The sequence below is a fragment of the Polyangium mundeleinium genome, assembly GCF_028369105.1.
Classification (GTDB): domain Bacteria; phylum Myxococcota_A; class Polyangia; order Polyangiales; family Polyangiaceae; genus Polyangium; species Polyangium mundeleinium.
On the sequence record NZ_JAQNDO010000001.1, the window covers coordinates 12360466 to 12381768 of the forward strand.

Annotated in this window: 22 protein-coding genes; 17 read left to right on the forward strand and 5 right to left on the reverse strand. The window is 69.5% G+C overall.

Translation table 11 applies throughout. The features are described 5' to 3' along the window. Positions 1-4: 4 nt before the first annotated feature. The 5 genes from POL67_RS48940 to POL67_RS48960 are packed head-to-tail and all read left to right on the forward strand — an operon-like array spanning position 5 to position 6255. Positions 5-2041 carry a hypothetical protein gene (locus tag POL67_RS48940; protein WP_271929108.1) on the forward strand — a complete coding sequence of 679 codons (2037 nt, stop codon included), beginning with the start codon at positions 5-7 and terminating at the stop codon, positions 2039-2041. A 28-nt stretch (positions 2042-2069) separates the two neighbouring features. After that, positions 2070-3125, forward strand: coding sequence for a hypothetical protein (locus tag POL67_RS48945; RefSeq protein WP_271929110.1), 1056 nt, complete (start codon positions 2070-2072; stop codon positions 3123-3125). Positions 3126-3145: 20 nt separating this feature from the next. After that, positions 3146-3856, forward strand: a complete 711-nt coding sequence (locus POL67_RS48950) for a 5-oxoprolinase subunit PxpA (RefSeq protein ID WP_271929112.1) — start codon at positions 3146-3148, stop codon at positions 3854-3856. After that, positions 3853-5358: a 5-oxoprolinase subunit PxpB gene (gene pxpB, locus POL67_RS48955; RefSeq protein WP_271929113.1), complete on the forward strand. Its 1506-nt coding sequence runs from the start codon at positions 3853-3855 to the stop codon at positions 5356-5358. The genes POL67_RS48950 and pxpB overlap by 4 nt, the downstream gene beginning before the upstream one ends. A gap of 51 nt (positions 5359-5409) precedes the next feature. Beyond that, positions 5410-6255, forward strand: coding sequence for a hypothetical protein (locus POL67_RS48960; protein WP_271929114.1), 846 nt, complete (start codon positions 5410-5412; stop codon positions 6253-6255). A 6-nt stretch (positions 6256-6261) separates the two neighbouring features. Here POL67_RS48960 and POL67_RS48965 read toward each other — a convergent pair whose 3' ends face one another. Further along, the gene (locus tag POL67_RS48965) at positions 6262-7491 is read right to left on the reverse strand and encodes a vWA domain-containing protein (protein WP_271929115.1); all 1230 of its coding nucleotides are present in this window, start codon (positions 7489-7491) and stop codon (positions 6262-6264) included. A gap of 115 nt (positions 7492-7606) precedes the next feature. Between POL67_RS48965 and POL67_RS48970 the strand changes: the two genes are divergently transcribed. Both POL67_RS48970 and POL67_RS48975 read left to right on the forward strand, forming a co-directional pair. Then, complete coding sequence (locus POL67_RS48970) at positions 7607-8980, forward strand: serine/threonine protein kinase (RefSeq protein WP_271929117.1); 1374 nt, start codon at positions 7607-7609, stop codon at positions 8978-8980. Positions 8981-9058: 78 nt separating this feature from the next. Further along, positions 9059-10426: an alpha/beta hydrolase gene (locus tag POL67_RS48975; protein WP_271929119.1), complete on the forward strand. Its 1368-nt coding sequence runs from the start codon at positions 9059-9061 to the stop codon at positions 10424-10426. Positions 10427-10829: 403 nt separating this feature from the next. Here POL67_RS48975 and POL67_RS48980 read toward each other — a convergent pair whose 3' ends face one another. Beyond that, a complete protein-coding gene (locus POL67_RS48980; protein ID WP_271929121.1) occupies positions 10830-11690 on the reverse strand; it encodes a tetratricopeptide repeat protein in 861 nt (286 codons plus the stop codon). Positions 11691-11794: 104 nt separating this feature from the next. Here POL67_RS48980 and efp point away from each other — a divergent pair, with 104 nt between their 5' ends. From efp to POL67_RS49020, 8 genes are all read left to right on the forward strand, one after another. Further along, a complete protein-coding gene (gene efp, locus POL67_RS48985) occupies positions 11795-12361 on the forward strand; it encodes an elongation factor P (protein WP_136927130.1) in 567 nt (188 codons plus the stop codon). Between the two features lie 121 nt (positions 12362-12482). Continuing rightward, positions 12483-12725: a C1orf53 family protein gene (locus POL67_RS48990; protein ID WP_271929123.1), complete on the forward strand. Its 243-nt coding sequence runs from the start codon at positions 12483-12485 to the stop codon at positions 12723-12725. Positions 12726-12986: 261 nt separating this feature from the next. Then, a complete protein-coding gene (locus tag POL67_RS48995) occupies positions 12987-14012 on the forward strand; it encodes a hypothetical protein (RefSeq protein ID WP_271929124.1) in 1026 nt (341 codons plus the stop codon). Between the two features lie 113 nt (positions 14013-14125). After that, complete coding sequence (locus POL67_RS49000; RefSeq protein ID WP_271929125.1) at positions 14126-15139, forward strand: hypothetical protein; 1014 nt, start codon at positions 14126-14128, stop codon at positions 15137-15139. Then, positions 15136-15432, forward strand: coding sequence for a hypothetical protein (locus tag POL67_RS49005; protein WP_271929126.1), 297 nt, complete (start codon positions 15136-15138; stop codon positions 15430-15432). The genes POL67_RS49000 and POL67_RS49005 overlap by 4 nt, the downstream gene beginning before the upstream one ends. Continuing rightward, positions 15416-16606, forward strand: coding sequence for a radical SAM/SPASM domain-containing protein (locus POL67_RS49010; protein WP_271929127.1), 1191 nt, complete (start codon positions 15416-15418; stop codon positions 16604-16606). The genes POL67_RS49005 and POL67_RS49010 overlap by 17 nt, the downstream gene beginning before the upstream one ends. Next, entirely contained in the window at positions 16590-16898 is a 309-nt protein-coding gene (locus POL67_RS49015; RefSeq protein WP_271929129.1) for a hypothetical protein, read from the forward strand. The genes POL67_RS49010 and POL67_RS49015 overlap by 17 nt, the downstream gene beginning before the upstream one ends. Beyond that, a complete protein-coding gene (locus POL67_RS49020) occupies positions 16895-17362 on the forward strand; it encodes a hypothetical protein (protein ID WP_271929131.1) in 468 nt (155 codons plus the stop codon). Before POL67_RS49015 ends, POL67_RS49020 begins: the two co-directional genes overlap by 4 nt. Here the strand turns inward: POL67_RS49020 and POL67_RS49025 are convergent, their stop codons facing one another. The 3 genes from POL67_RS49025 to POL67_RS49035 form a co-directional block, all read right to left on the reverse strand. Next, positions 17363-18151, reverse strand: coding sequence for an RMD1 family protein (locus POL67_RS49025; RefSeq protein ID WP_271929132.1), 789 nt, complete (start codon positions 18149-18151; stop codon positions 17363-17365). A gap of 106 nt (positions 18152-18257) precedes the next feature. Next, positions 18258-18827, reverse strand: a complete 570-nt coding sequence (locus tag POL67_RS49030) for a hypothetical protein (protein ID WP_271929134.1) — start codon at positions 18825-18827, stop codon at positions 18258-18260. A 162-nt stretch (positions 18828-18989) separates the two neighbouring features. Beyond that, entirely contained in the window at positions 18990-19211 is a 222-nt protein-coding gene (locus POL67_RS49035; protein ID WP_271929136.1) for a hypothetical protein, read from the reverse strand. Between the two features lie 281 nt (positions 19212-19492). Between POL67_RS49035 and dapA the strand changes: the two genes are divergently transcribed. Continuing rightward, complete coding sequence (gene dapA, locus POL67_RS49040; RefSeq protein ID WP_271929137.1) at positions 19493-20404, forward strand: 4-hydroxy-tetrahydrodipicolinate synthase; 912 nt, start codon at positions 19493-19495, stop codon at positions 20402-20404. Then, positions 20401-21183 carry a 4-hydroxy-tetrahydrodipicolinate reductase gene (gene dapB / locus POL67_RS49045; RefSeq protein WP_271929139.1) on the forward strand — a complete coding sequence of 261 codons (783 nt, stop codon included), beginning with the start codon at positions 20401-20403 and terminating at the stop codon, positions 21181-21183. Before dapA ends, dapB begins: the two co-directional genes overlap by 4 nt. Positions 21184-21303 lie beyond the last annotated feature (120 nt).

Here is a 21303-nt window from a genome sequence, read left to right on the forward strand (position 1 = left end):
GCGCATGCGTTTTTCCTGGCCTCGCCTCGCGTTTCCGTGGGTCTTCGCGCTCTCTGCCTCGTGCGGCGGCGCGCCGCCGGCCGTCTCGCCGGACGGGGTCTGGCTGGCCACGTTCGATGCGGTACCTCGCGCGGACTTCAATCGCGCCGCGGTCGCGCTCGATCTACCGCTCTTCTGGACCGAGGACGCCGACCGCGACGGCACGTTCGATCCGAGCGAGCTCGCGGTGCTCTGGACCGCCCCGCCCACGGAGGAGTCCTACTGGGTCTCGTCCGGCGCCTTCAACCCGACGTTCGGCAGCGCGTACGCCTCGATCGTGGACTTCGTGAAGAACGGACCGAAGTTCGAGGGCCTCGCGCCAGGCGAAGTACAGCGCCGCAAGGCTGTCCTGCGTGAGCTCGAAGCGGGCCGGCCGACGCTCGTCGCCTCGGATTTCCGCGGCAGCGCTGCGACCGACGAGGATCGGGCGATCGTGAACCACGTGCTCGCGGCGGCGCGGCTCGTCGAGAAGCTCTACCAGAAGCAGACCGGCACGCTCTCGCTCGCGTCGAAGGTCCCCGCGGACGATCCGGCGAGCCGGCGGCTCTTCTACCGAAACCAGGGCCCGCAATGCGAGGCGCCGCCCACGAAGGGCGACGTCAATTGTTACGCGATCCCGCGGGCGCCGGGCGAGGAGAAGCGCGTCCCGTCGGGGCTTTATCCCGCCGAATTGCAATCGAAGCCCGATTTCTGCAAGACGCTCGCCGCGCGCCCGGACGCGCGCGCGCTCATGAATCCGTTCGTCGTGGTGACGGGTGAGGGCGACGCGCTCAAGCCCGTCGCGTACCAACGCGCTTACGAGAACGATATGCAGGCCGTGGCGCGTGAGCTCGACGCGGCGGCCGAGGCGATCACGAACCCGGACGAGGCCTCGTTCCAGGCGTATCTGCGCGCCGCCGCGAAGGCGTTCCGGGACGGGAGCTGGTTCGAGGCGGACGAGGCCTGGGCGCGGATGAGCACGTTCAACTCGAAATGGTACCTGCGCATCGGCCCGGACGAGACGTATTTCGAGCCGTGCAGCGAGAAGGCGGGCTTCCACGTGAGCTTCGCGCGGATCGACCAGGGCTCGATCGAATGGAAAGAGAAGCTCGATCCGCTGAAGCAGGACATGGAGCAGGCGCTCGCGGAGCTCGCCGGCCCGCCGTATACGGCGCAGAAGGTGTCCTTCAAGCTGCCCGATTTCATCACGGTCATCCTGAATGCAGGCGACTCGCGGGACGCGTTTGGCGCGACGATTGGCCAGAGCCTCCCGAACTTCGGTCCCGTGGGCAACGAGGGGCGCGGCCGCACGGTCGCGATGACGAATTTTTATACCGATCCGGACAGCATCGCCTCGCAGCGTGGGCTCGCGGCGTCGTTGTTCTGCGGCTCGGCGATGGCGTCGTACACGGACGACCCGGGGCCGCAGCTCATGAGCACGGTCCTGCACGAGGCGGCGCACAACCTCGGGCCTTCGCACCAGTATGCGGTGAACGGCAAGATCGACAGCGAGATCTTCGGCGGCCCGCTCGCGAGCACGCTGGAGGAGCTGAAGGCGCAATCGGCGGCGCTTTATTTCACGGATTGGCTCGTCGAGCGGGGCACGATCGACAAGAACAAGGCGAATCTGGCGCACGTGCGGGACATCGCCTGGGCCTTCGGCCACATCTCGCGCGGGATGTATGACGAGGCCAAGCACCCGCTGAACTACAGCCAGCTCGCGGCGATCCAGGTCGGCTTTTTGCTCGACGAGGGCGTCCTCGCCTGGAACGCGGGCGAAAAAGCGCAAAATGGCACCGACGCGGGCTGCTTCGCGGTGAAGCTCGACGCGTTCCCGGCCGCGAGCAAGAAGCTCATGGGGATCGTGGCGAAGATCAAGGGCAGCGGCGACAAACCCGGCGCCGAGGCGCTCGTCGCGAAATACGTGGATGCGCCCGGCGCGTACGCGGACCTCAAGAAGACGATCACCGAGCGATGGCTCCGGCAGCCCAAGGCGAGCTTCGTCTACTCGATCCGACGCTGAATCCCCCCGCGCGCGCTAAACTCGGCGCATGACCGCCCTTCCTCGCCCGACGAACCTCCTCCTCGCCGCCCTCGTGCCCCTCGCGTTTGGCCTCGAAGCAGGCTGCGCCGAGGGCACGGACGCCCCGCTCCCGCCCACGACGAGTGCTTCTTCGAGCTCGTCGTCGAGCGGCGCGGGCGGCGGCGGCGGCAGCGGTGGGACGGGCGGCGGCGAGGTCGTGTCCGAGCCCGATGGGCCGCCCGTGCTGACGATCGTCAATGGCGTGAACGATCACGAGGCGATCCGGCTCTGCTTCGTCCCCTACCCCGACGGCGGGGATCCCGCGCCCTATCCGTCCGATCCGGCAGGACTCGCGTTTGCTGCGGCCGCGCGGGTCGATCCGGCGATGCTCTTGCCCGCGGACAAGGACGTGTATTTGCACGTCATCGCCGGTGATCTCCCGAAAACCAAGGATCTCGGATGCGCGACGCTCACCGAGGGCAATCCGCCGGCGGGCGTCGTGGTCGCGCCGGTCGCCGTGATTCCGGCGTCGGCGTTCGTCGCCCAGCGGAGCCTCCTGCTCGTGCCGACGGGCTGCGTCGGCGGACCGGGTCATACCGATCCGCTCGAACAAGCTGCGTGTGGCCCGACCTATTCGGCGGACGCACCGAATCCGGGCCTCCTCGCGGCGGCCATGTCGCGCGTGACGGCGGAGGGCCATCTTTCGCTCCAGGCTGCGCATGCGGCGCAGCCGATGCCTTCCGTCGACGTGCGGCTCGTGCCCGGGACCGAGGGCGGAATGCCGCAGCAGGTCGCGCCCTCGCTCACGGCGGGCGCCGTCGGGCCGTTTCCGCCGTTCCGGCAGGTCGCGCGGTTCGAATTGGGATCGATCGCGCAGACGGAGATCTTCACGTTCGTGCCGGGGCAGTTCGTCAAGACGTCGGCGTCGCCGCTCGATGCGGCCCTCGCGCGGGGTGGCCTCACGCAGGCCGACTTCGAGGACGGGCGGGCGTTCACGTTCGTCGCGGTGGGCGCGCAGCCGGGCCTTGCGGCGGGCGCGTTCTGGCACGCGCTCACGTGGACCGTGGTGCGCTCGGATCCCTAGAATGGCAGGGTGAGGGAGTCATGACCGTATCGCTGAACGTGGACCTCGGGGAGCTACCGGGCGAGCCCGAGGAGCTTTATTCGATCGCGACGATGGTCAATGTCGCGTGCGGCGGGCACGCGGGCGACGAAGCCTCGATGGAGCGTGCGTGCGAGCTCGCGCGCCATGCAGGCGCCCGGCTCGCCGCACATCCCTCGTACCCGGACCGCGCCGGGTTTGGCCGGACGAGCGTGGTGATGCCAAGCGCGGAGCTCGCGGCCTCGGTGCGGTCGCAAATCGAGGCGCTCGCCCGGGTGGCGCGGCGGGTGGGCATTCCGATCGAGGCCGTGAAGCCGCACGGCGCGCTTTATCACGATGCGGCGCGGGATCCGGCGATCGCGGCGGCCGTGGTCGAGGGGATCGACGCGGCGCTTGGTGTTCCGGTCGCGCTCGTGGGTCCGCCCGAGGGCGCGCTCGCCCGGCTCGCGGCGGCGCAGGGGCGCGCCTATGTGCGGGAGGGGTTCGCCGATCGGGCGTACGGGCCGGACGGGAAGCTCGTGCCACGCACGCAAAAAGGCGCGTTGATCACGGATCCGGCGGCGGCGCGAGCGCAAGCCTCCCGGCTCGCGGATGCGGGCACGTTCGAGACGCTTTGCGTGCACGGGGACACGCCCGGCGCGCTCACGATTGCGCGGGCGGTGCGCGAGGCGCTCGTATCGGCGGGACACCTCGAATCGCGGGGGCGCGCGTGAGCGGCGAAGCGGCGGTCCTGCCGTACGGGGAATCGGCGGTGTACGTCGATCTCGGCGTGGAGCACGCGCCGGATCGCGCCGCACGCACGCACGCGGCGGCCGCGGCCCTGCGCGAGATGTTTCCGGGGAGCGACGTGGTGGTGGGCGGCGGCGTGGTCGTCGTGGCGAACGTCACGTGCTCGGACGAGGTTGTCCAGACGATCATGGCCGCGACATCCGGCACGGCGAGCGCGCATGTGCCCGGACGAATGCACGTGATCCCCGTGGTGTACGACGGGCCGGATCTGGAATCGGTCGCGGGCGCGCTCGGGGTCTCGAAAGAAGCGGTCGTGCGCCTCCACGCATCGCGCGAGGTGATGGTCGAGCTCGTCGGGTTCTTGCCGGGATTCGGGTATTGCGGGCCCATCGATCCGCGGCTGGTGTTGCCGCGCCGCGCCTCCCCTCGCCCACGCGTACCGGCGGGCAGCGTCGGCATCGCGGGGACGTTCACCGGGATCTATCCTTTTGATTCGCCCGGGGGCTGGAACCTGCTCGGCCGCGCGCACGGGGTGGCGCTGTTCGACCCCAGCCGTGATCCGCCGATGTTGCTCGCGCCGGGGGATCGGGTGCGGTTCGAGCCGGTGGCGACAGGGGAAGCGGAGCCGGCGCGGAAAGAGGTTGTCCCAAATGAACAATCGACGCGTGCCCTCGTCGTCGAATCCGCCCCGGCGTGCGCGACGGTGCAGGACGGGGGACGCGCGGGGCAACTCGCGCGGGGTCTTCCGCCGTCGGGACCGCTCGATCCGGAGACGCACGCGGCCGCGAACGAGGCCGTCGGCAATCCACCCAATGCAGCGGCGATCGAGGTGCCGCTCGGCGCGCTGCTCGTGCGGGCCCGGGGCGACGTGTGGATTTCGGTGGACGGCGCGGCGCCCGTTCACCTCGCGGAGGGAGATTCCTTTCGCGTCGAGGAAGGCCCACGCGCCGTGCGGTATCTCGCGGCGCGCGGCGGGATCGACGTGCCGGCGGCGCTCGGCGCGCGGGCGACCTTGCTCGTGGCGCGGCTCGGCGGCGCGAAAGGACGCGCGCTCCGGCGGCGGGACGTCGTGCCCGTGGGCGATCCCGATCGAGCCGCCGCGCAGCCTTCACGCCATTCCGCGCCGCCCACGGACAACGAAATCGCCACCCTCGTGATCGATGAAGGCCCGCACCGGAGCCGTTTTCCCGCGGACGCGCTCCACGTGCTGCTCTCGTCCACGTTCACCGTCTCGCGGCTCGGCGACCGCGTCGGGCAAAGGCTCGAAGGCGCGAACATCCCGCGGGATCGACCCGATCTCGCGCTGCCCATTCCCATGCTCCGGGGCGCGGTGCAGGTCACGACGGACGGCACGCCCATCGTGCTCGGGCCGGATCATCCGACGACGGGCGGCTATCCGGTCCTCGCCGTCGTGCGTCGCTCGTCGCTCGGCGCGCTCGCGCGGCGTCGACCGGGAGAAACATTGCGTTTCGTGCGTGGCGCCTGACGCCTCGCCATTGCCTTTGCCGCCGGGGTCGAGTAACGATCCTCCCCTTCGATGGCGGGCCCCTGCCAAACACACCCCGGGACGAACGCGACGCACGAATGCACGCAATGCGGCGCGCACCATTGCACGCCTTGCCTCAAGCTCTTCACCACGGACCATGACGCGAGGCCCGTGACGATGTGCCCGCTCTGCGGCGCCCTCGCGCGGCCCCTACCCGAGCCCGAGCGCCCGGAGCGCGAGGACCTCGTGCTCGCCTTGCGCCGCCCGTTCGACGAGGAGGGCATGCTCCTCCTCGCGGCGCTCGCCGTGCCTTACTGGCTCACCGCGCTCCCCGTGCCCCAAGTATCCACGTTTTTCAACGTGATTTATCTGGGCACGCTCTCCACCGTGTATTTCCAGATCGTGGAGCACGTGGGCCGCGACGCGCCGGGGCTGCCCTTCTCGGCGGGGTTTACCTCGCGCTGGGATCTGTTTCTCGCGTTCTTGCGGGGGTTCATCTGCGTGCTCGGCGGCTTCTGGCCGGCGATCCTCTCGGCCATCCTCCTGCCGGGAAACGTGTGGCTGACGCTGGCGCTCACGCTCATCGGGATCGCGGTGACGCCCGCGGTGATTCTCGCGATCTCCTTGACGGGGCACGCGATCAATGGCCTCTGGCCCGTCGCCTGGGTTGCGATCGTCGCGCATGAGCCGCGGGCCTACGGCAGGCTCGTAGGGCAGTTCGTCGCGTCGACCGCGGCAGGTTTGGTGGCCGCCCTGCTCGCGGCCTATACGGTGGGGTTCGTCCCGTTCTTCGGGGCGTATTTCGTGGGGCTCGTGATCACGACCGCGGCGGTCGTGCAGGCGTCGCTCTTCGGAACGTGGGTCCGGCGCCACGCGTGGGCGCCTCCGGAGGATTGAAGACGCTCATTCCGGCGGCTTGATCTGCGTCTCGCAGCCGAAGAGCACCTCGAGCTTCCCGCCCGCGTCGCCCTGCAAGGCCGCGCAGGTATTCTGGCAAATCGAAATCTTCGTCGGGGCGTTGGGGACGTCGTAATACCAGCCGCCCGTATTCCCGCAACCACCCTGGCCCGTGGGGACGTTGTAAATGGTGGTCTTCGTGCCATTGCTGTTCGTGTACACGACGTTGACCTTCGTCGGGTCGATCGTCGTGCCGTCGGGCGGGATCGGGATCGGGTAATCGCAGGAGATCTTCGCCTCCGAGACGACGGCGGTCGCCATGTCGTTGAAGACCGCATCGAAGTTCTGGATGCAGAGGTTTCCGAGCACGCCGCCCGTCTGCTGCACGAGCTGCTTGTAGACCTTGCCCTCCGACGCCGAGATCGGCTCGCAGAAGGGCGACTGCTTGTTGCAGCAGGTGAACGGACAGGCCCCGCAGTTGAAGGCGCACTGGAAAACGCATTGATCGCCCCCTTCGAAGGAGACGATCGCGTCGAATTTGAAGCCCTGGAACGTCGGGTCGAGCGCGAGGAGCTGGCTCATGAACGTGTTCGCGGCCATGTCCGAGTCGTCGTCCGACACAACGGCGATCGTCTTCACCGCGTTCGGGCGGAGCATGTCCTTCCATTGTGGATACGTGGTCAGGATCTGCTGGAACGCGTCCGTGCTGGCGACGGTCTGCACGACGTGCCGGTAGCTCGGCAGCTTCTCGTCCATCCCATTGCAGCTTCCGCTGCCGAGCGGCGCGGGGATGCACATCGTGGCGTCCGCGATCATCACGACGTGCACGTCGATCCCGCTCGCCGTGATGAGCTGCGCGAACTTGTTCAGGTTCGCCTGCACCTGGGCGATCTCCTCGTCCATGCTGCCCGAGGTGTCGACGGCGATGATGATATCCGCCGGTTGCTTGCCCGCCTGCGCCTCGGACGAGACGCTCGCACACGTATCGGCGTCCGGGAGCCCGCCGCCGATGCCGCTGCTCGACCCGACGAAGATGTCGCCGCCGCTCCCGCTCGCGCCAGGACCATTGCCGCCCGACGCGCCCGCGCCGCCTTGCCCGGACGCGCCGGAAGCGCCCGCGCCTTCACTCGCGCCGTTCCCGCTCCCGCCCGACGCCGAGCACGCTCCCACGAGCGCGAGCCCCAGCGACAAACCACCCATCACCATCCCAAGCCAATGCTTTTTCCGTACTCGCATGGATCCTTCCTATCACGAGTCGGAGCGGTGGTGAACAATGCCCGCGAATCGTGCGGACGACACAAAATCTCCACCCGGGCCGCCGTCCGCGCTATCGTCCGTGCCCGCGGACTTCATGAGCGACGCACCGGACAACCTGCGAGACGGTCGATACGCGGTCGTGCGCCTCCTCGGGGAGGGCGGGCAAGGGGCGACGTTCGAGGCCGTCGACAAGAAGGAAGGCCAGCCGGTCGCAGTCAAACGATTCCGCGTGCGCGGCGCGAAGAGCTGGAAAGAGGTGGAGCTCGCCGAGCGCGAGGCGCGCGTGCTCGCGGGCCTGTCGCATCCGGGCCTGCCCCGCTACGTCGAGCACTTCGAGGAGGGCGGCGAGCTCTTCCTCGTCACCCAAAAAATCGAGGGCGAGAGCCTCGCCGCGATGCAGAAGCGCGGCGCGACGCTGAGCGAAGCCGACGTGATCCGCTTCCTGCGGGATGCCTCGTCGATCCTCGACTACCTGCACGGCCGCGCGCCGCCCGTCGTGCACCGCGACATCAAGCCGAGCAACGTGCTCCGGAGGCCCGACGGATCGTTTGCCCTGATCGATTTCGGCGCCGTGCGCGACAAGATGAAGCCCGAGGGCGGAAGCACCGTGGTCGGCACGTTCGGGTTCATGGCGCCCGAACAGTTCCAGGGCCGCGCGATGCCCGCCTCCGACGTCTACGCGATCGGCGCGACGGCCGTCTCGATGCTCACGGGCCGGCAGCCCGAGGATTTGCCGCACAAAGGCCTCGCCATCGACGTCGACGCCGCGCTTGGTCGATCGGCGCGCCCCGCCCTCGTGGCCGCCCTCGTGGCCATGCTCGAACCCGATCCGGACAAACGCGCGGGCCGGCTCGCGCCACTCCTCGAAAAGCTCGGCGAGGCGCCGTCGAAGAAGACGGCCCCGCACGCCACGAAGAGCGAGGCGAAGGCCGAGCGCAAAGCGGAACGCAAGGGCGAGAAGGAAGAGCGAAGAGCGGAGCGCCGAGCCGAGCGCTGGGAGAGGCGGCAAGCGCGCTGGGAAGAGCGGCAAGAGCGCTGGGCACGCGAATACGAGTCGCACGCGGGGTCGGACGTGATCCCCGGTCCGATCGCGGGGTTCATTCTGTTCGGGCTCATGGTCGCGCAGCTCGCGGTCCTCGTGGGCGTGCGCGTGATCGCGCCTTTCGTGCTGCGAATGTTGTCGCTCTTCTTCGGCAAGGCGTTGCGCGAAGCGGCGGCCAACGTGAACGAGGCGGGCAAGAAGGCGCACGTCGCCCTCGAACGCGCGAAGGGCGTGATCCGCAGCCGCGCCCAGGCGCTGGGGGACGAGAGCGCGCGGAGCGAAGTGCAGGACAGAAGTGATCCGAGCGCGTCGAAGCGCGTTCGCGTGGACGTGAGCGACACGACGGACGCGCCCGACGACGAGCATCTCGCCGAGGAAGAAGCCGCGGAGGCGGAGCGCGAGGGGCGCCAAAGGAAGCGACGCTGACGCCGCGGCCCGTTGCCTTTGCGGCGCCACACGTCCACACTCCCGCGCTTCGTTTGCGGATTCGGGAGGCGGTAGGTCATGACGAACGCTCGTTCCTTGGGTGATCGTGTTCGCGGGTCGGGGCTCCTGTTCCCCACGCTCGTCGCGCTCGCGGCGCTGATCGTCGGTTGTGGAGACGGAGGGAGCGGCGGAGGCGCGGGAGGTTCCGGGCAAGGTGGCGGCGGCCTCGGAGGCGCGGGCGGCGGCGGCGCAGGCGGAACGGGCGGCGCGGGGCAAGGCGGTTCGAGCGCGACGAGCCTCGACGGCCTGCTCGCCGAGCTCCGGGCGGACCTCGAAGGCACGATGGACAAGTACGCCGGGAGCGACGGATGGCCCGTGTGGGTGGAAGGCGGGCATCTCTTCGTCTCGACGGACCCGAGCCTGGATCTCGTCGCGGGGGATCACGATGGCTGGGTCGGCAGCCCGATGCAGATCGACAATGCGGGCTTTCGCTGGCTGCATCGGAAAGACGTGGCGGCGGGGAGCCGCTACAAGTTCACGAACAAGACGGTATGGGAAGCCGACCCGTGGGCGCGCTCGTACACGTACGACGACAACGGGGAAATCAGCCTCGTCGCGCCGAAGACGGCGCACCTCGATCGTTTCTTCCGGATCGGCGACGCGCAAATGCCGGAGCGCACGGTGAACGTGTGGGTGCCGGAGGGCACGGCGACGCACGTGCTTTATGTGCACGACGGGCAAAACCTGTTCGATCCGGAGGCGGCGTGGGGCGGCTGGATGCTGCAGGACAGCGCGCCGGCGGGGATGATGCTCGTCGGAATCGACAACACGGGCATCGGTCGAATGGACGAGTACACGCACGTGCCCGACGTCATCGATCTCGACGAAAATGGCACGGTCGAGCCCTGGGGCGGCAAGGGCGACGCGTATGCGGACTTCGTGAACGGCACGGTCCGCAAGCTCGTCGCGGACCGCTATGGCGAGCCGCCGAAGGTGGGCACGATGGGCTCGTCGCTCGGCGGGCTCATTTCGTTCCACATCGCGGACCGTTTCCCGGGCGAATACGCGTACGCGGCGAGCCTGTCGGGCACGATGGGCTGGGGCAAGATGGGCGAGACGTCGACCCACGAGACGATGATCGAGCGATACGAGGCGCACGGCCATCGCGCGACGGTGCTCTACCTGGATTCGGGCGGCGGGGACGCGGCGCTCGGCCAGGCCGAGAACGAGGCCAAGTGCAAGGACACGGACGGCGACGGGATCAAGGACGACGTGGGGCTCGGCGATAACGCCTGCGAGAATGCGCAGATGCGGGACGTCTTGGTTTCGGTGGGCTACACGCTGCAGTCGGACGTGTACCATTGGTGGGAGGCGGGAGCGTCGCACAACGAGGCGGCGTGGCGGGCGCGGGTGTTCCGGCCGATGGATTTGTTCAAGGGGCTATGAGCAAGGCCGGGGACCTCGCCCCGGGACCGGCGAGGTGCTCCAAAATGGAGCGGGAACGCCCCAAAGACAGATCCGGTCGGTCGGGTTCGGTCATGGGGAGGCCCCATCAACAGGTCCGGGCGGCCGGGTTCGGTCATGGGGACGCCCCATCGACAGGTCCGGTCGGTTGGGGGCGGTCATGGGGACGCCCCATCGACAGGTCCGGTCGGTCGGGGTGGTCTTTAGGGATGCCCCATCGACAGGTCCGGTCGGTCGGGGTGGTCTTTGGGGACGCCCCATAACAAGGTCCGGACGACCGGGATTGTCTTTGGGGAGGCCCCCAAAGGAAACGTGGGCGACCCGCAGGGTCTTTGGGGAGTCCCCATGGCGGCAGGGGGGAATCGCGTCCCTGGACGTCCCCCGCTCAATGCTTCAGCGAAATGTCCGCGAGCTCCATCCGCGCGTCGTTCAGGAACGGGCTGTCCGGGAAGCGGCGGATGAAGGCGCGCAGCGTGGTCTTCGCGTCGTTCCAGGCCTGGATGTCGACCAGGCACTCGCAGAGCAGGAACATCGCGTCGTCGGTGATCTCCTTGTCCGCCGAGGCCTCGGAGAGCTGCATCAACATCGGGATCGCGTCGCGTTGCCGGTTCAGCTTGCGGTAGGCGCGCGCGAGGTTCAGCCGCGCCGAGGGCGTGTGCGCCGCGTTCTCCTTCATCCGGATCGCGTCCTCGAACGCGACGGCCGCCTCGTGCCAGCGGCCCGTGCGCAGGTGGTCGAGCCCGAGCTGGTAGCTCTTGATGCCGAGCTCCGCCCGCGCCGTGTCCACCGCGTCCGTGAAGAAGGCGAGCTCCGCCCGCGAGAGCGGCTCCTTCCGGAGCGCCTCGAAGCCGTCGATGATCTCCTGTCGCCTGCCCGCTCGTACGAGCTCGTAGAACGCAGCCGCCGCCGACTCCGCCCGCGTCCGGTCGTCCGCGCGCCGCTGCATCTCCTTCACATCGGTCTCGAGCTTCGTGATCTTGTCCTTCGCCTGCTTGGTCTCGGCCTGCACCGAGTCGATGCGCGCATCCCAGGCGAGCTTGACCACGCCGATCACGACCAAGACGAAGAGCAAGTTGGCGCTGGCGCTGTTCCAGAACGCCCGCCGCTCGAAGCCGAGCTGACGCTTGGAGATCGTCTTGAGGTCGGCCGCCAAGGCGTTCGTCAGGTTGTTCGTCTTGATGATGAGCCCGCGGGACTCGACGATCTCGCGCTTGATCTCCCGTAACTCGTCGTCGAATTGATCCATGATCTTGCGTAGGCAGGGTGGGGTAGTCGCCTCGCCCCTTGTGCGCCACCCCCTTGCCTGTGCTAAGGGGGGCGCCCAAGTCAAGCTACCAGGAAGCGCCCCGCATGGACACGAGCGACATCCGTAAAGGCCTCAAGATGATGCTCGATGGGAGCAAGGACCCCTTCTCCGTCATCGAGTTCCAGTTCGTTAAGCCTGGCAAAGGTCAGGCCTTCACCCGGGTGAAGCTGAAGAACATGGCAAACGGCAACGTGCTGGAGCGGACGTTCAAGTCCGGCGAGAAGCTCGAGCCGGCGAACGTCGAGACGCGCACGTACCAGTACATCTACCCGGAAGGCTCCGACTTCGTGTTCATGGACCAGAACACGGGCGAGCAGATCAACGTCCCCGGCGACAAGATCGGCGAGGATGCCCAGTGGCTGTCCGACGGCATGAACGTCGACGTCACGCTCTTCAACGAGCAGCCGATCGGCATCGAAATTCCGCCGAGCGTCGTCCTCCAGATCACGACCTGCGAGCCGGGCGTGAAGGGCGACACCGCGAGCGGCGCCACGAAGCCCGCCACGCTCTCGACCGGCGCGATCATCAACGTCCCGCTCTTCGTCAAGGAAGGCGAGTGGGTCAAGGTCGACACGGAGGGCGGCAAGTACCTCGAGCGCGTGAACCGCTGAGCGCGTGAACCGCTAAGAACGTCCTTCCCCGCGGAAGAGACCGGTCTTTCGACAGAGCTACCGCACCGTCGTCGTTCGTGCTTTGATCGTACGAGCGACGTGGATCCGTGAGGCGGTGGCTTTGTCGAAAGCACTCCCCAAGTTCAGCCAGCTCCTCGAAGGCGTGGACTTCTACAAGGAAGCCCAGAAGGTCGTCTTCACGTCGGTCTACCACCTGAAGCGCGGCTACTGCTGCCACTCGAAGTGCCGGCACTGCCCTTACGGGCTCGGCGTGGCGCAGAAGGTCTCGGTGGAGATCCAGGGCCTCGAGTGCCTCGTGTGCACGCCCGAGGGCTCTGCGGACAAGGGAGAAACCAAACCGTAGGTCCGCGTTTTTCGGGTTTCACGCCCCGAACGCGACGCGCCGCACCGCGGTTTGGGCCTGTTGCAACGCTTCGTCCCCCGAAAAACAGCGAATTCAGGCGACATCTGCTTCGCTCCCACCACGAGTTCGGCTATAGGCGAACCAGTGGCGCACGCTCGGGTCGTCTGCCGACCACGCGTTTGCCAGGCCCGCACTCGCGGCCAACCCCAGGTCTCTCGTGACCCGGCGACATCCGTTGTCGGTGAAGTAGGAGCTTTTCGGATGCGATCGATCGGATTCCTCGTGATGGCGGGCTTCGGCGCCCTGTCCATGTGGGCCTGTACTGTCGAGACGAACCCCGGGGGGAACACCGGCGGGAGCGGGGGCATGGGCGGCGCGGGCTCTTCGGTGTCGTCGAGCTCGTCGAGCTCGGTCGCGCAGAGCTCGTCGTCGGGCGGGATGTGCGACCCGAGCTTCGACCCGACCTGCACCGGCCTGCTCAACCCGAACGAGTGCGGCACGTGCATCGAGGCGAAATGCTGTGATCAGCTCGCCGAGTGCGCCGGCAGCGAGTGCGCCACGGGTTGCTTCGACTGTCTCACGGGCGACGATGCGTCCTGCAACGAGATGGACCCGAAGTACTACAACAACCTGATCATGTGTCTGCAGTCGTCCTGCCAGACGGAGTGCTTCCCGCCTCCGCCGGACTGGACGTGCAACCCGCCGGCCGCGGCCCCCTCGGGCGGGTCCTGCATCAAGCTCGACGCGACGTTCAAGTGCAACCCCGTCACGAACGAGCCCTGCAACACGGCCGCCGGCGAGGCCTGCGACATCAACAGCGGCGGCGGCTACCAGTGCTGGCCGGCGCCCAACACGGCCCAGCTCTGCGGTGACTGCGACGGCTCGGCCGGCCCGTACTGCGAGGGCGGCAAGACGTGCAGCGGCAGCAAGTGCGCGCGCTACTGCTGCACCGACGAGGATTGCGGCGGCAACGGCGCGACGTGCGACACGTCGGGGGAGTACCCCGGCGGCGCCGGCCTCTGCCTCGGCCAGGTCGGTAGCAGCGGCCAGGGCGGCATGGGCGGCATGGGTGGCGCCGGTGGCGCGGGCGGCCAGGGCGGCATGGGCGGCGCGGGCGGCATGGGTGGTGCCGGCGGCGCGGGCGGCATGGGTGGTGCCGGCGGCGCGGGCGGTGCAGGCGGCGCAGGCGGCAGGGGTGGCGCAGGCGGCGCCGGTGGTGCCGGCGGCGCGGCCACGGGCGGCATGGGCGGCATGGGCGGCATGGGCGGCATGGGCGGCATGCCCTGATTCGTCGGGATAACCCGCTCTGATCAGATCGTCGGCCTCCGGACGCCTCGTGTGTTCGGAGGCCGATGCGTTTTTCCAGCCGCACGAACGGGTCGGCGCTCTAGGCTGCCGTCGTGATGACGCTCCGCGCGGGGGTGCTCGCCGTCGTGCTCGGGCTCGCCTCCGTGGCCTCCGCCGAGCCAGTCGCACCGGACGGGCGCGCGAGGGCCAAGGCCGCGTACGAGCAAGCCGAACGAGCGGCCGCCGAGCTCAGGTTCGGCGAGGCGCTCGCGGGGTACGAGGCGGTCCTGTCGATCGATCCCTCCGCGCCATTCGCCAGGATGGCCCGCACACGCGCCGCCGATCTTCGTGCCCACGCCGAAGGGGACTTCGCGCCCCTCGCGCGCCTCGAAGCCGTGCGCAGGACGCCGAGCCCGGACCGCGCCACGATCGAGGCGCTCGCGCGTGACGCCGCGACCTTCCCGGCCGGCCGCGTGCGCGCCGAGGCACGTCTCATCGTGGCCGAGGCGTTCTGGCACCGCTTCGAAGAACCGAGCCGAGCCGCAGCCGCGTTCGACGAGGCGATCGAGGATCCCGCGGCCGACAAGCTCACGCGCGCGCTCGCGCTGAACGAGCTCGCGGCGCTCGAGCGCGAACGGGGCGATCTCGCGGCCGCCTACCGCGCTGTGTCGCAGTATCCGGACCTCGTTCCGAGCTTGTACGCCGAGATCGGGCGGCTCGTGCGTCGCGCCAGGATCGCGCGGGTCGCGTCGGGCGTGCTCGGCGCGCTCGGTCTCATCGGCGCCCTGTCGATCGTGCGGCTCTTCCGGAAGCCGGGCCATGATCCCGAGGCGATCGTGCGCGCCGTGATCCGCCCATCGTCCATGGCCTTCGCGCTTTACCTCGGGGGCGCGGCGGCGATCCTGGTCCGGCATCACGGCGAGGGCGACGTGCGGCCGTTCTTGTGGCTCGGGTTCGGCGTGCTCGGCGTGGACATCGTGGCGCGGGCGTGGCGGCTCGGGTCGCGTGACGGGCGCACGGCCGCGCGGATCGGTCGCGCGGTCGTGTGCATGATCGGCGTGCTCGCCGCGGCGTTCCTGTCGCTCGAAGCCGCAAATGCGGGCTACCTGGAGAGCTTCGGGCTGTGAGAAACGAGCAGGACGACAGGGACGAGGCGCGCCGTGATCCGGAGGGCGCCGTGGAGATCGGGCCGGGGCCGATCGCGGCGGACGAGATCCTCGTGGTGCGCAGGGGCCCGGGGGCGAACTGCTCGTCGGTGGGGAGCGCGCTCGATCTCTTGTTCCTCTCGGCCGTGGCCGCGGGCGTCGTGATGGCGGGGATCGCGGCGGCGTTCGGGGGCGGCGCGGAGGAGCGCAAGGACAAGGGACGCGGCGAGCGCGACGGAAAGCGCGACGAGGGAGGCGATGCGGGCGCGCGTTGAACCGTTCGGCGCGTGGGTGCGGCTCGACGACGGCACGCTCGTGGCGATCGATCGCGGCGCGGCCGAGCGGCTCGGGCTCGCGGGCGGCGCGGTCTGGCAAGACGCGGAGACGACGCGCCGAGCGAGGCCCCTCGAAGCGCACGTGGCGGTCACGTCGCGATGCGGGGCCGGATGCAAGGGGTGTTACCTCGACGCGCGACCCGACGGCGAGAGCCCGCCGTTCGAGGTGATCACGGCGCGGCTCTCGGCGCTCGCGACGGCGGGCGTGTTCACGGTGGCGTTCGGGGGCGGCGAGCCGCTCGCGAGGCCCGATCTCGGCGAGCTCGGCCACGCCGCGCGGTGCCTCGGGCTCGTCCCCGTGCTCACCACGAGCGGCATCGGCATGACGAGCGAGCGGGCGCAGGAGCTTTCGAGCTTCGCGCAGGTGAACGTGAGCTACGACGGCGAGGGCGCGGCGTACGGCGAGGTGCGCGGCTGGGAAGGCGCGCGGGTCGCGGAGCGGGCGATGCGGCTGCTCGCGGAGGCAGGCGTGCCGTTCGGGATCAACGTGGTGCTCACGCGCAAGACGTTCGACACGCTCCCCGAGACGGCACGGCGGGCGGCGTCGCTCGGCGCGCGCGAGCTTCAACTGCTGCGGTACAAACCCGCTGGACGCGCGGCAGACGTCTCGTACCTGGCGACGCGGCTCTCGCCGGCGCAGGTCGACGCGCTCGGGCCCACGCTCGAAGCGCTCTTCGCCGCGACGAACCTTGCGATCCGTGTCGACTGCTCGCTCGTGCCGCTGCTCTCGGGCCACGTGCGGGACGCGGCGGCGCTCGCGCGGTTCGGCGTGCTCGGCTGCGAGGCGGGGCGTTACCTCGCTGCCGTGCGGATCGACGGAGCGCTCGCGCCGTGCAGCTTCGCGCCGGCCGCAGACGCACGGGCCGAGGACGCGTGGCAAGGCCGCGCGCGCGCGGCGTGGACAACGGACATGACGCTCGAAGCCTGGCGCGCGCCGCACGACGCCGAGCCTTGCCGGTCCTGCGCGATCCGCTCGGTGTGCCGGGGCGGATGCCGTGTCGTCGCGACACACCTCGACGGCGCGCTCGGCCCGGATCCAGAGTGCCCGCGTGTCCGCGCCCATCACGCGCGAGCGCAAAGCGCAGAGGAGCGCACGCGTGCCGGCGACGCGTAGACGACGCTTCGTGGCGCTCGCGTTCGGCTTCGCGGGGGCGGCGCTCGCCTACGTCGTGCTTCGGCTGATCGAGTCCGTGTGGTTCCCCGAGCCCGACCCGGCGATCGTCGTCTGGTCGGATCGCAGCCGCTTCGTGTGGCGCGCGCTCCTCGCGGCGTATACCGGCGGCGCGGCGGTCTTCGGCGGCCACGCGCTCGCCTCCCGATCGATCGAGGCCGCCGCCGTCTGGCTCGGGCGCATCGCCTTCGCCGCCGCGATCGCGCTGGCCCTCCAGGGAGCGCTCGTCCCGTGACGTCCGAGCTCCTCCGCCGCGTCGCGCTCGTCCACGGCGTCCTCGCCTGGATCTCGACCCTCGCCCTCGTCGCGCTCGCCGTCGCCCTCGTACGCCTCCGCAAGGACGCTCCCCTCGCGCGCTGGATCCGCCTCGCGTCCGCGGCGACGACCTCCCTCGTCGTGGCCTCCTTCGCGACGGGCGTTTGGCTCGATCTCCCGTACCGCGTCCACCTCCGCCAGCGCCTCTTCCTCGCCTCGCGCGCGCTCGGCTGGCTCTTCGAGCGCAAGCTGCACCTCTCCTTCGGCGCGCTCGTCTTTGCCTGCCTCGCGCTCCTGGCCCTCCTCGCGACCGACCCCGAGTGCCACGACGCCCCCTCGCGCGCCCTGCGCCGCGCCTCGCGCCTCGGCTACGTGGCCGCTGCGATCTTCGGGCTCGCCGCGTGCGTGATCGGCACCCTCGTGGCCATGCGCGCCCGGTTCTGATCAGTTCAGCTTCATCAAGCTGAGCAGGATCTCGAACACGATGAGCACGACGATCGAGCCTTCGAGGAAGAGCATGCGACGCGTCTGGCTGAACTCGATCAGCGTCCCGAGCGTCTCGCGGATCGTCGACAGCTTGATCTCCAGCGCCTTGTGCCGCTCCTGGATCTCGAGGTTGTTCCGCAGCTTGTCGTGAAGACGATCGGCGGCCTCGTTCTCCCAGGTGAGCTCGGGTTTGTCGAGAAGCGAGATCGCCGTGATGATCTCGACCTGCGAAGCCATCGCGGTGCCCACGAACCGCACGAAGTCACGCGTCCTGCCGAGCGGCCGCCCTTGCCGCCCCACCTCGCCGGCCACCGCGCCCACGCGATCCAGGATCGCCTGCACGTCCTCGTCGTAGTAGTCGATCGCCACCGACTGCGCGACCACCGTGGCGATGACGTCGAGCGTGGTCGAATCGACGTCCGGCACGACGACCCGATCGAAGCGAACCTCGACGGCGGAGCCGGGACGCACCTCGATGAGGAAGCTCTCGCGCAGCGGCGGATGGGGCTCTTGCTGGAGCTTGCTGTTGAAGGTGTCGACGATGCCCTCGCGCTCGGCGTCGGGGACGTTCACGAACACGATCGCCCCGAAGTCGAAGAGGTAGGCGAGCCGGTCGCCGTCGAGCGACACGATGAGCTGCGTCTTCGTCGAGCGCATGCCGCGATCGGGCGGCAACCAGGCCTCGACCTCACGCAGGTTGAAGCGCGACGCGTACGAGTAGGCTTCGACCGGATAGATGCGGGACATGGCGGTTTTCGGGCCCGCGCCGCGCGCGCCCGCCTGCCTCAGTGTCCCCGCCCGAGAGCGCCTGCGCAACGTGCCTCGGAGGCACGTCCCGAGCGCTCCGGCGTTCTTAGAAGCTCGCCTGAAAGACCGGGATTTTCACCTCGCGCGCCTGCGCGACCCCGAACTTCGCCATCTCTTCCGGCGTGTACACCGGGCGGATCTCCACCGCGGGCACGCCGAGCGCGAACTGTCCTTCATGCATGTCCACGAACGACATCGGCACGTGCACCGGACGCTTGCTCGTCCGCGGCAAGGCCGGCTCCCCCGCCGGCTGGTTCTGCACCGGCTCGTTCGGGTAGGTCTCCGGCGCCTTGTAGAGCGTGGCGTTCAACGCGACGATGATCGTCGGGATCACGAGCGCCATGCCACCCGCCAGCATGTAGAGCGGCACTTCGGCCGGTGGCGCCGCCTGCTCGATGAAGTAGCCGCCGATCCCGCCGCCGACCGCGGCGAGCGGGGGGAACACGAGGTACGGCCAGCCCTTGCTCACGCCGAACGCGCCCATCCCGATCGCGACGATCTCGCCGCCGAGCAAGGCGCCACCCACGATCCCCTTGGCCGTGCCGACGACCGGCTCGGCCGCGGCTTTGCTCGGCTGTCCCGTGAGCGTCGCGACGCCGAGCGCCGTCGCCGTCACCCAAGCTCCGATCCTGGTCCGACCGTGGGGCCGAGGCCCCACACCCGTTCGTGCCGTTCGACCCAAAGCCATGCTCTCCCGCGCCCGTCCGCCGGAGGCCGGGCAGCTAGCTCATCCGGTGCGCGAGCCTAGCATGGTATTCGAAATGCTCGTGCTCCCTCGTTAGTTGAGCAGCTTTCGCGACAACTGACGCACGGCCTCACGGGCGGCCCGCTGCATCGCGCGCTCCACCTGCTTCGAGGTCGCGTCCCCTCGGACGACAATCGCGCAAGAGTCGCCCTCCATCTCGAACTTTGCGGCTGGCTCTGCCGAGGAAGCCTCCCCAGCCGCGCGGATCGGGATCTCGACCTTCAGCGAGCCCACCTGGAGCTCGACGTATCCCATCAGAGCTTTGTCCATCAGCGACTGCATGGTCGGAACGTGGGTCCATGCGCCGCGCTTGGCAAGGTCGCGTCCGCGCCCCGAGGCAGCCTCCGTTCCAGCGCGCCGGCCCGTACGGCCGAAGATCCTCGCGCCTCGCGAGCTCGATCCCGCGCGCGATCCGGCGCCGAATCCGCTTCCCTGCCCGTATTTTTCCGCGATCCTCCGTCCGTCCTCATCGCGACGTACGGCCGGGGCCGCGGAAACTTGACGTGCCCCATGAAGCCATCCAAGGTCGCGCGCAGATGCAAACCCTCACGTTCTCAGGCACGTTTACTGCGCTCGTCACGCCGTTCACTGCGGATGGCGACGCTGTCGATCTCGCCGCGCTCGACGCGCTCGTCGAGGCGCAGATCGCGGGGGGTGTCTCGGGCCTCGTGCCTTGTGGCACCACGGGCGAATCGCCGACGCTCTCGGACGAAGAGCAGGTCCTCGTGATCAAGCGTGTCGTCGAGGTCGCGAAGGGACGCGTGCCCGTCGTGGCCGGGACGGGATCGTTCTCCACGAAGAAGACGATCAGCGCGTCGAAGGCGGCGCTCGCGGCGGGCGCCGACGCCGTGATGGTCGTGATGCCGTACTACAACAAGCCCTCGCAGGACGGCATGCGCGAGCACGTCCTCTCGATCGCGCGCGCGGTCCCCTGCCCCATCGTGCTCTACAACATCCCGGGCCGCTGCGTGGTGGACCTCTCGGCGGAGACGACGGCGCAGATCTGCGAGCGCGCGCCGAACGTGGTCGCGCTGAAGGACGCGACGGGCAACGTGCTCCGCTGCCAGGAGCTCAAGCGCAAGCTCGGCGACAGGCTCACGGTGCTCTCGGGCGACGACGTACTCACGCTGGCGTTCGGCGCCGTGGGCGCGAGCGGGGTCATCAGCGTCACGTCGAACGTGCGGCCGCGCGAGGTCAGCGAGGTGACGCGCGCGCTCCTGGCGAACGATTTCGTGCGGGCGCAGGCCTGCCATTTCGCGCTCGTCGAGCTGCACACCACGATGTTCCTCGAGCCGAACCCGGCGCCTGCGAAGGCGGCGCTCGCGGCGATAGGCCGCATGACGCCCGCGGTGCGGCAGCCGCTCCTGCCGGCGAGCGACGCCACGCAGCGCAAGGTGGCCGAGGCGCTCGCGCAGCTCGACGCGAACTTCCCGAAGGCCACGTCGTGAAACTCACGATCGCGGGCGCCACGGGGCGCATGGGGCAAAGCATCGTACGCCTCGCGGCGCAGGAGGGTTTTTCCATTGTCGGGGCCCTTGCCTCGCCGCAATCGCGCCACCTCGGGCTCGACGTGGGCGACGTGGCCGGCGCGGGCAACCTCGGCGTGGCGATCAGCGACGACGTGGCGTCGGCGCTCCTCGGGGCGGACGTGGTGATCGACTTTTCACGCCCCGAGGCGCTCTCGCGTGTGCTCGCGGTGGCGCGGCGGCAGAACGTCGCGGTCGTGAGCGGAACGACGCGGCTCGACGCGGACACCGAAAAAAAGCTCGACGAGGTGGCCGCGACGATCCCGGTGCTCTGGGCCCCGAACACGAGCCTCGGCGTGCAGGTGCTCGCCGAGATCGTGGCCGAAGCGGTGCGCCGGCTCGGCCCTGGGTTCGACGTGGAGATCGTCGAGACGCACCACAAGGCGAAGGTGGATTCGCCGAGCGGGACGGCGACGCGGCTCGCGGACGCGGTGCGCGACGCCCGAAAAGGATTGCATACGGTGACGGGGCGCGAGGGCAACGTGGGGCCCCGCGCCGCGGATGAAATCGGCGTCTTCGCGATGCGGGGCGGCGACGTGATCGGCGATCACACGGTGCACCTCCTCGGCCCGGGTGAGCGCCTCGAATTGACGCACCGGGCGACGAACCGGGACCTGTTTGCCCGCGGGGCCTTGCGCGCGGCGCGGTATCTGTTCGGAAAACCGGCCGGGCGATATTCGATGGCCGACGTGCTCGGGTAACCGGCGTCGCGCCCCCTTCCGCGAGAACCTTTCCCTCCATTGCTCGTGCTCGGACATTGTTCATCCCCTCCGGGAGGAACGATGCCTTGATACCGAGGACGAAATCCCTATCCTCTGCCC

Bases quoted from the DNA above. Each gene is read 5' to 3' on its own strand.
- POL67_RS48940 (WP_271929108.1), top strand. From the start codon at position 5: ATGCGTTTTTCCTGGCCTCGCCTCGCGTTTCCGTGGGTCTTCGCGCTC.
- POL67_RS48945 (WP_271929110.1), top strand. From the start codon at position 2,070: ATGACCGCCCTTCCTCGCCCGACGAACCTCCTCCTCGCCGCCCTCGTG.
- POL67_RS48950 (WP_271929112.1), top strand. From the start codon at position 3,146: ATGACCGTATCGCTGAACGTGGACCTCGGGGAGCTACCGGGCGAGCCC.
- POL67_RS48960 (WP_271929114.1), top strand. From the start codon at position 5,410: ATGGCGGGCCCCTGCCAAACACACCCCGGGACGAACGCGACGCACGAA.
- POL67_RS48965 (WP_271929115.1), bottom strand. From the start codon at position 7,491: ATGCGAGTACGGAAAAAGCATTGGCTTGGGATGGTGATGGGTGGTTTG.
- POL67_RS48970 (WP_271929117.1), top strand. From the start codon at position 7,607: ATGAGCGACGCACCGGACAACCTGCGAGACGGTCGATACGCGGTCGTG.
- POL67_RS48975 (WP_271929119.1), top strand. From the start codon at position 9,059: ATGACGAACGCTCGTTCCTTGGGTGATCGTGTTCGCGGGTCGGGGCTC.
- POL67_RS48980 (WP_271929121.1), bottom strand. From the start codon at position 11,690: ATGGATCAATTCGACGACGAGTTACGGGAGATCAAGCGCGAGATCGTC.
- efp (WP_136927130.1), top strand. From the start codon at position 11,795: ATGGACACGAGCGACATCCGTAAAGGCCTCAAGATGATGCTCGATGGG.
- POL67_RS48995 (WP_271929124.1), top strand. From the start codon at position 12,987: ATGCGATCGATCGGATTCCTCGTGATGGCGGGCTTCGGCGCCCTGTCC.
- POL67_RS49010 (WP_271929127.1), top strand. From the start codon at position 15,416: ATGCGGGCGCGCGTTGAACCGTTCGGCGCGTGGGTGCGGCTCGACGAC.
- POL67_RS49025 (WP_271929132.1), bottom strand. From the start codon at position 18,151: ATGTCCCGCATCTATCCGGTCGAAGCCTACTCGTACGCGTCGCGCTTC.
- POL67_RS49035 (WP_271929136.1), bottom strand. From the start codon at position 19,211: ATGGGATACGTCGAGCTCCAGGTGGGCTCGCTGAAGGTCGAGATCCCG.
- dapA (WP_271929137.1), top strand. From the start codon at position 19,493: ATGCAAACCCTCACGTTCTCAGGCACGTTTACTGCGCTCGTCACGCCG.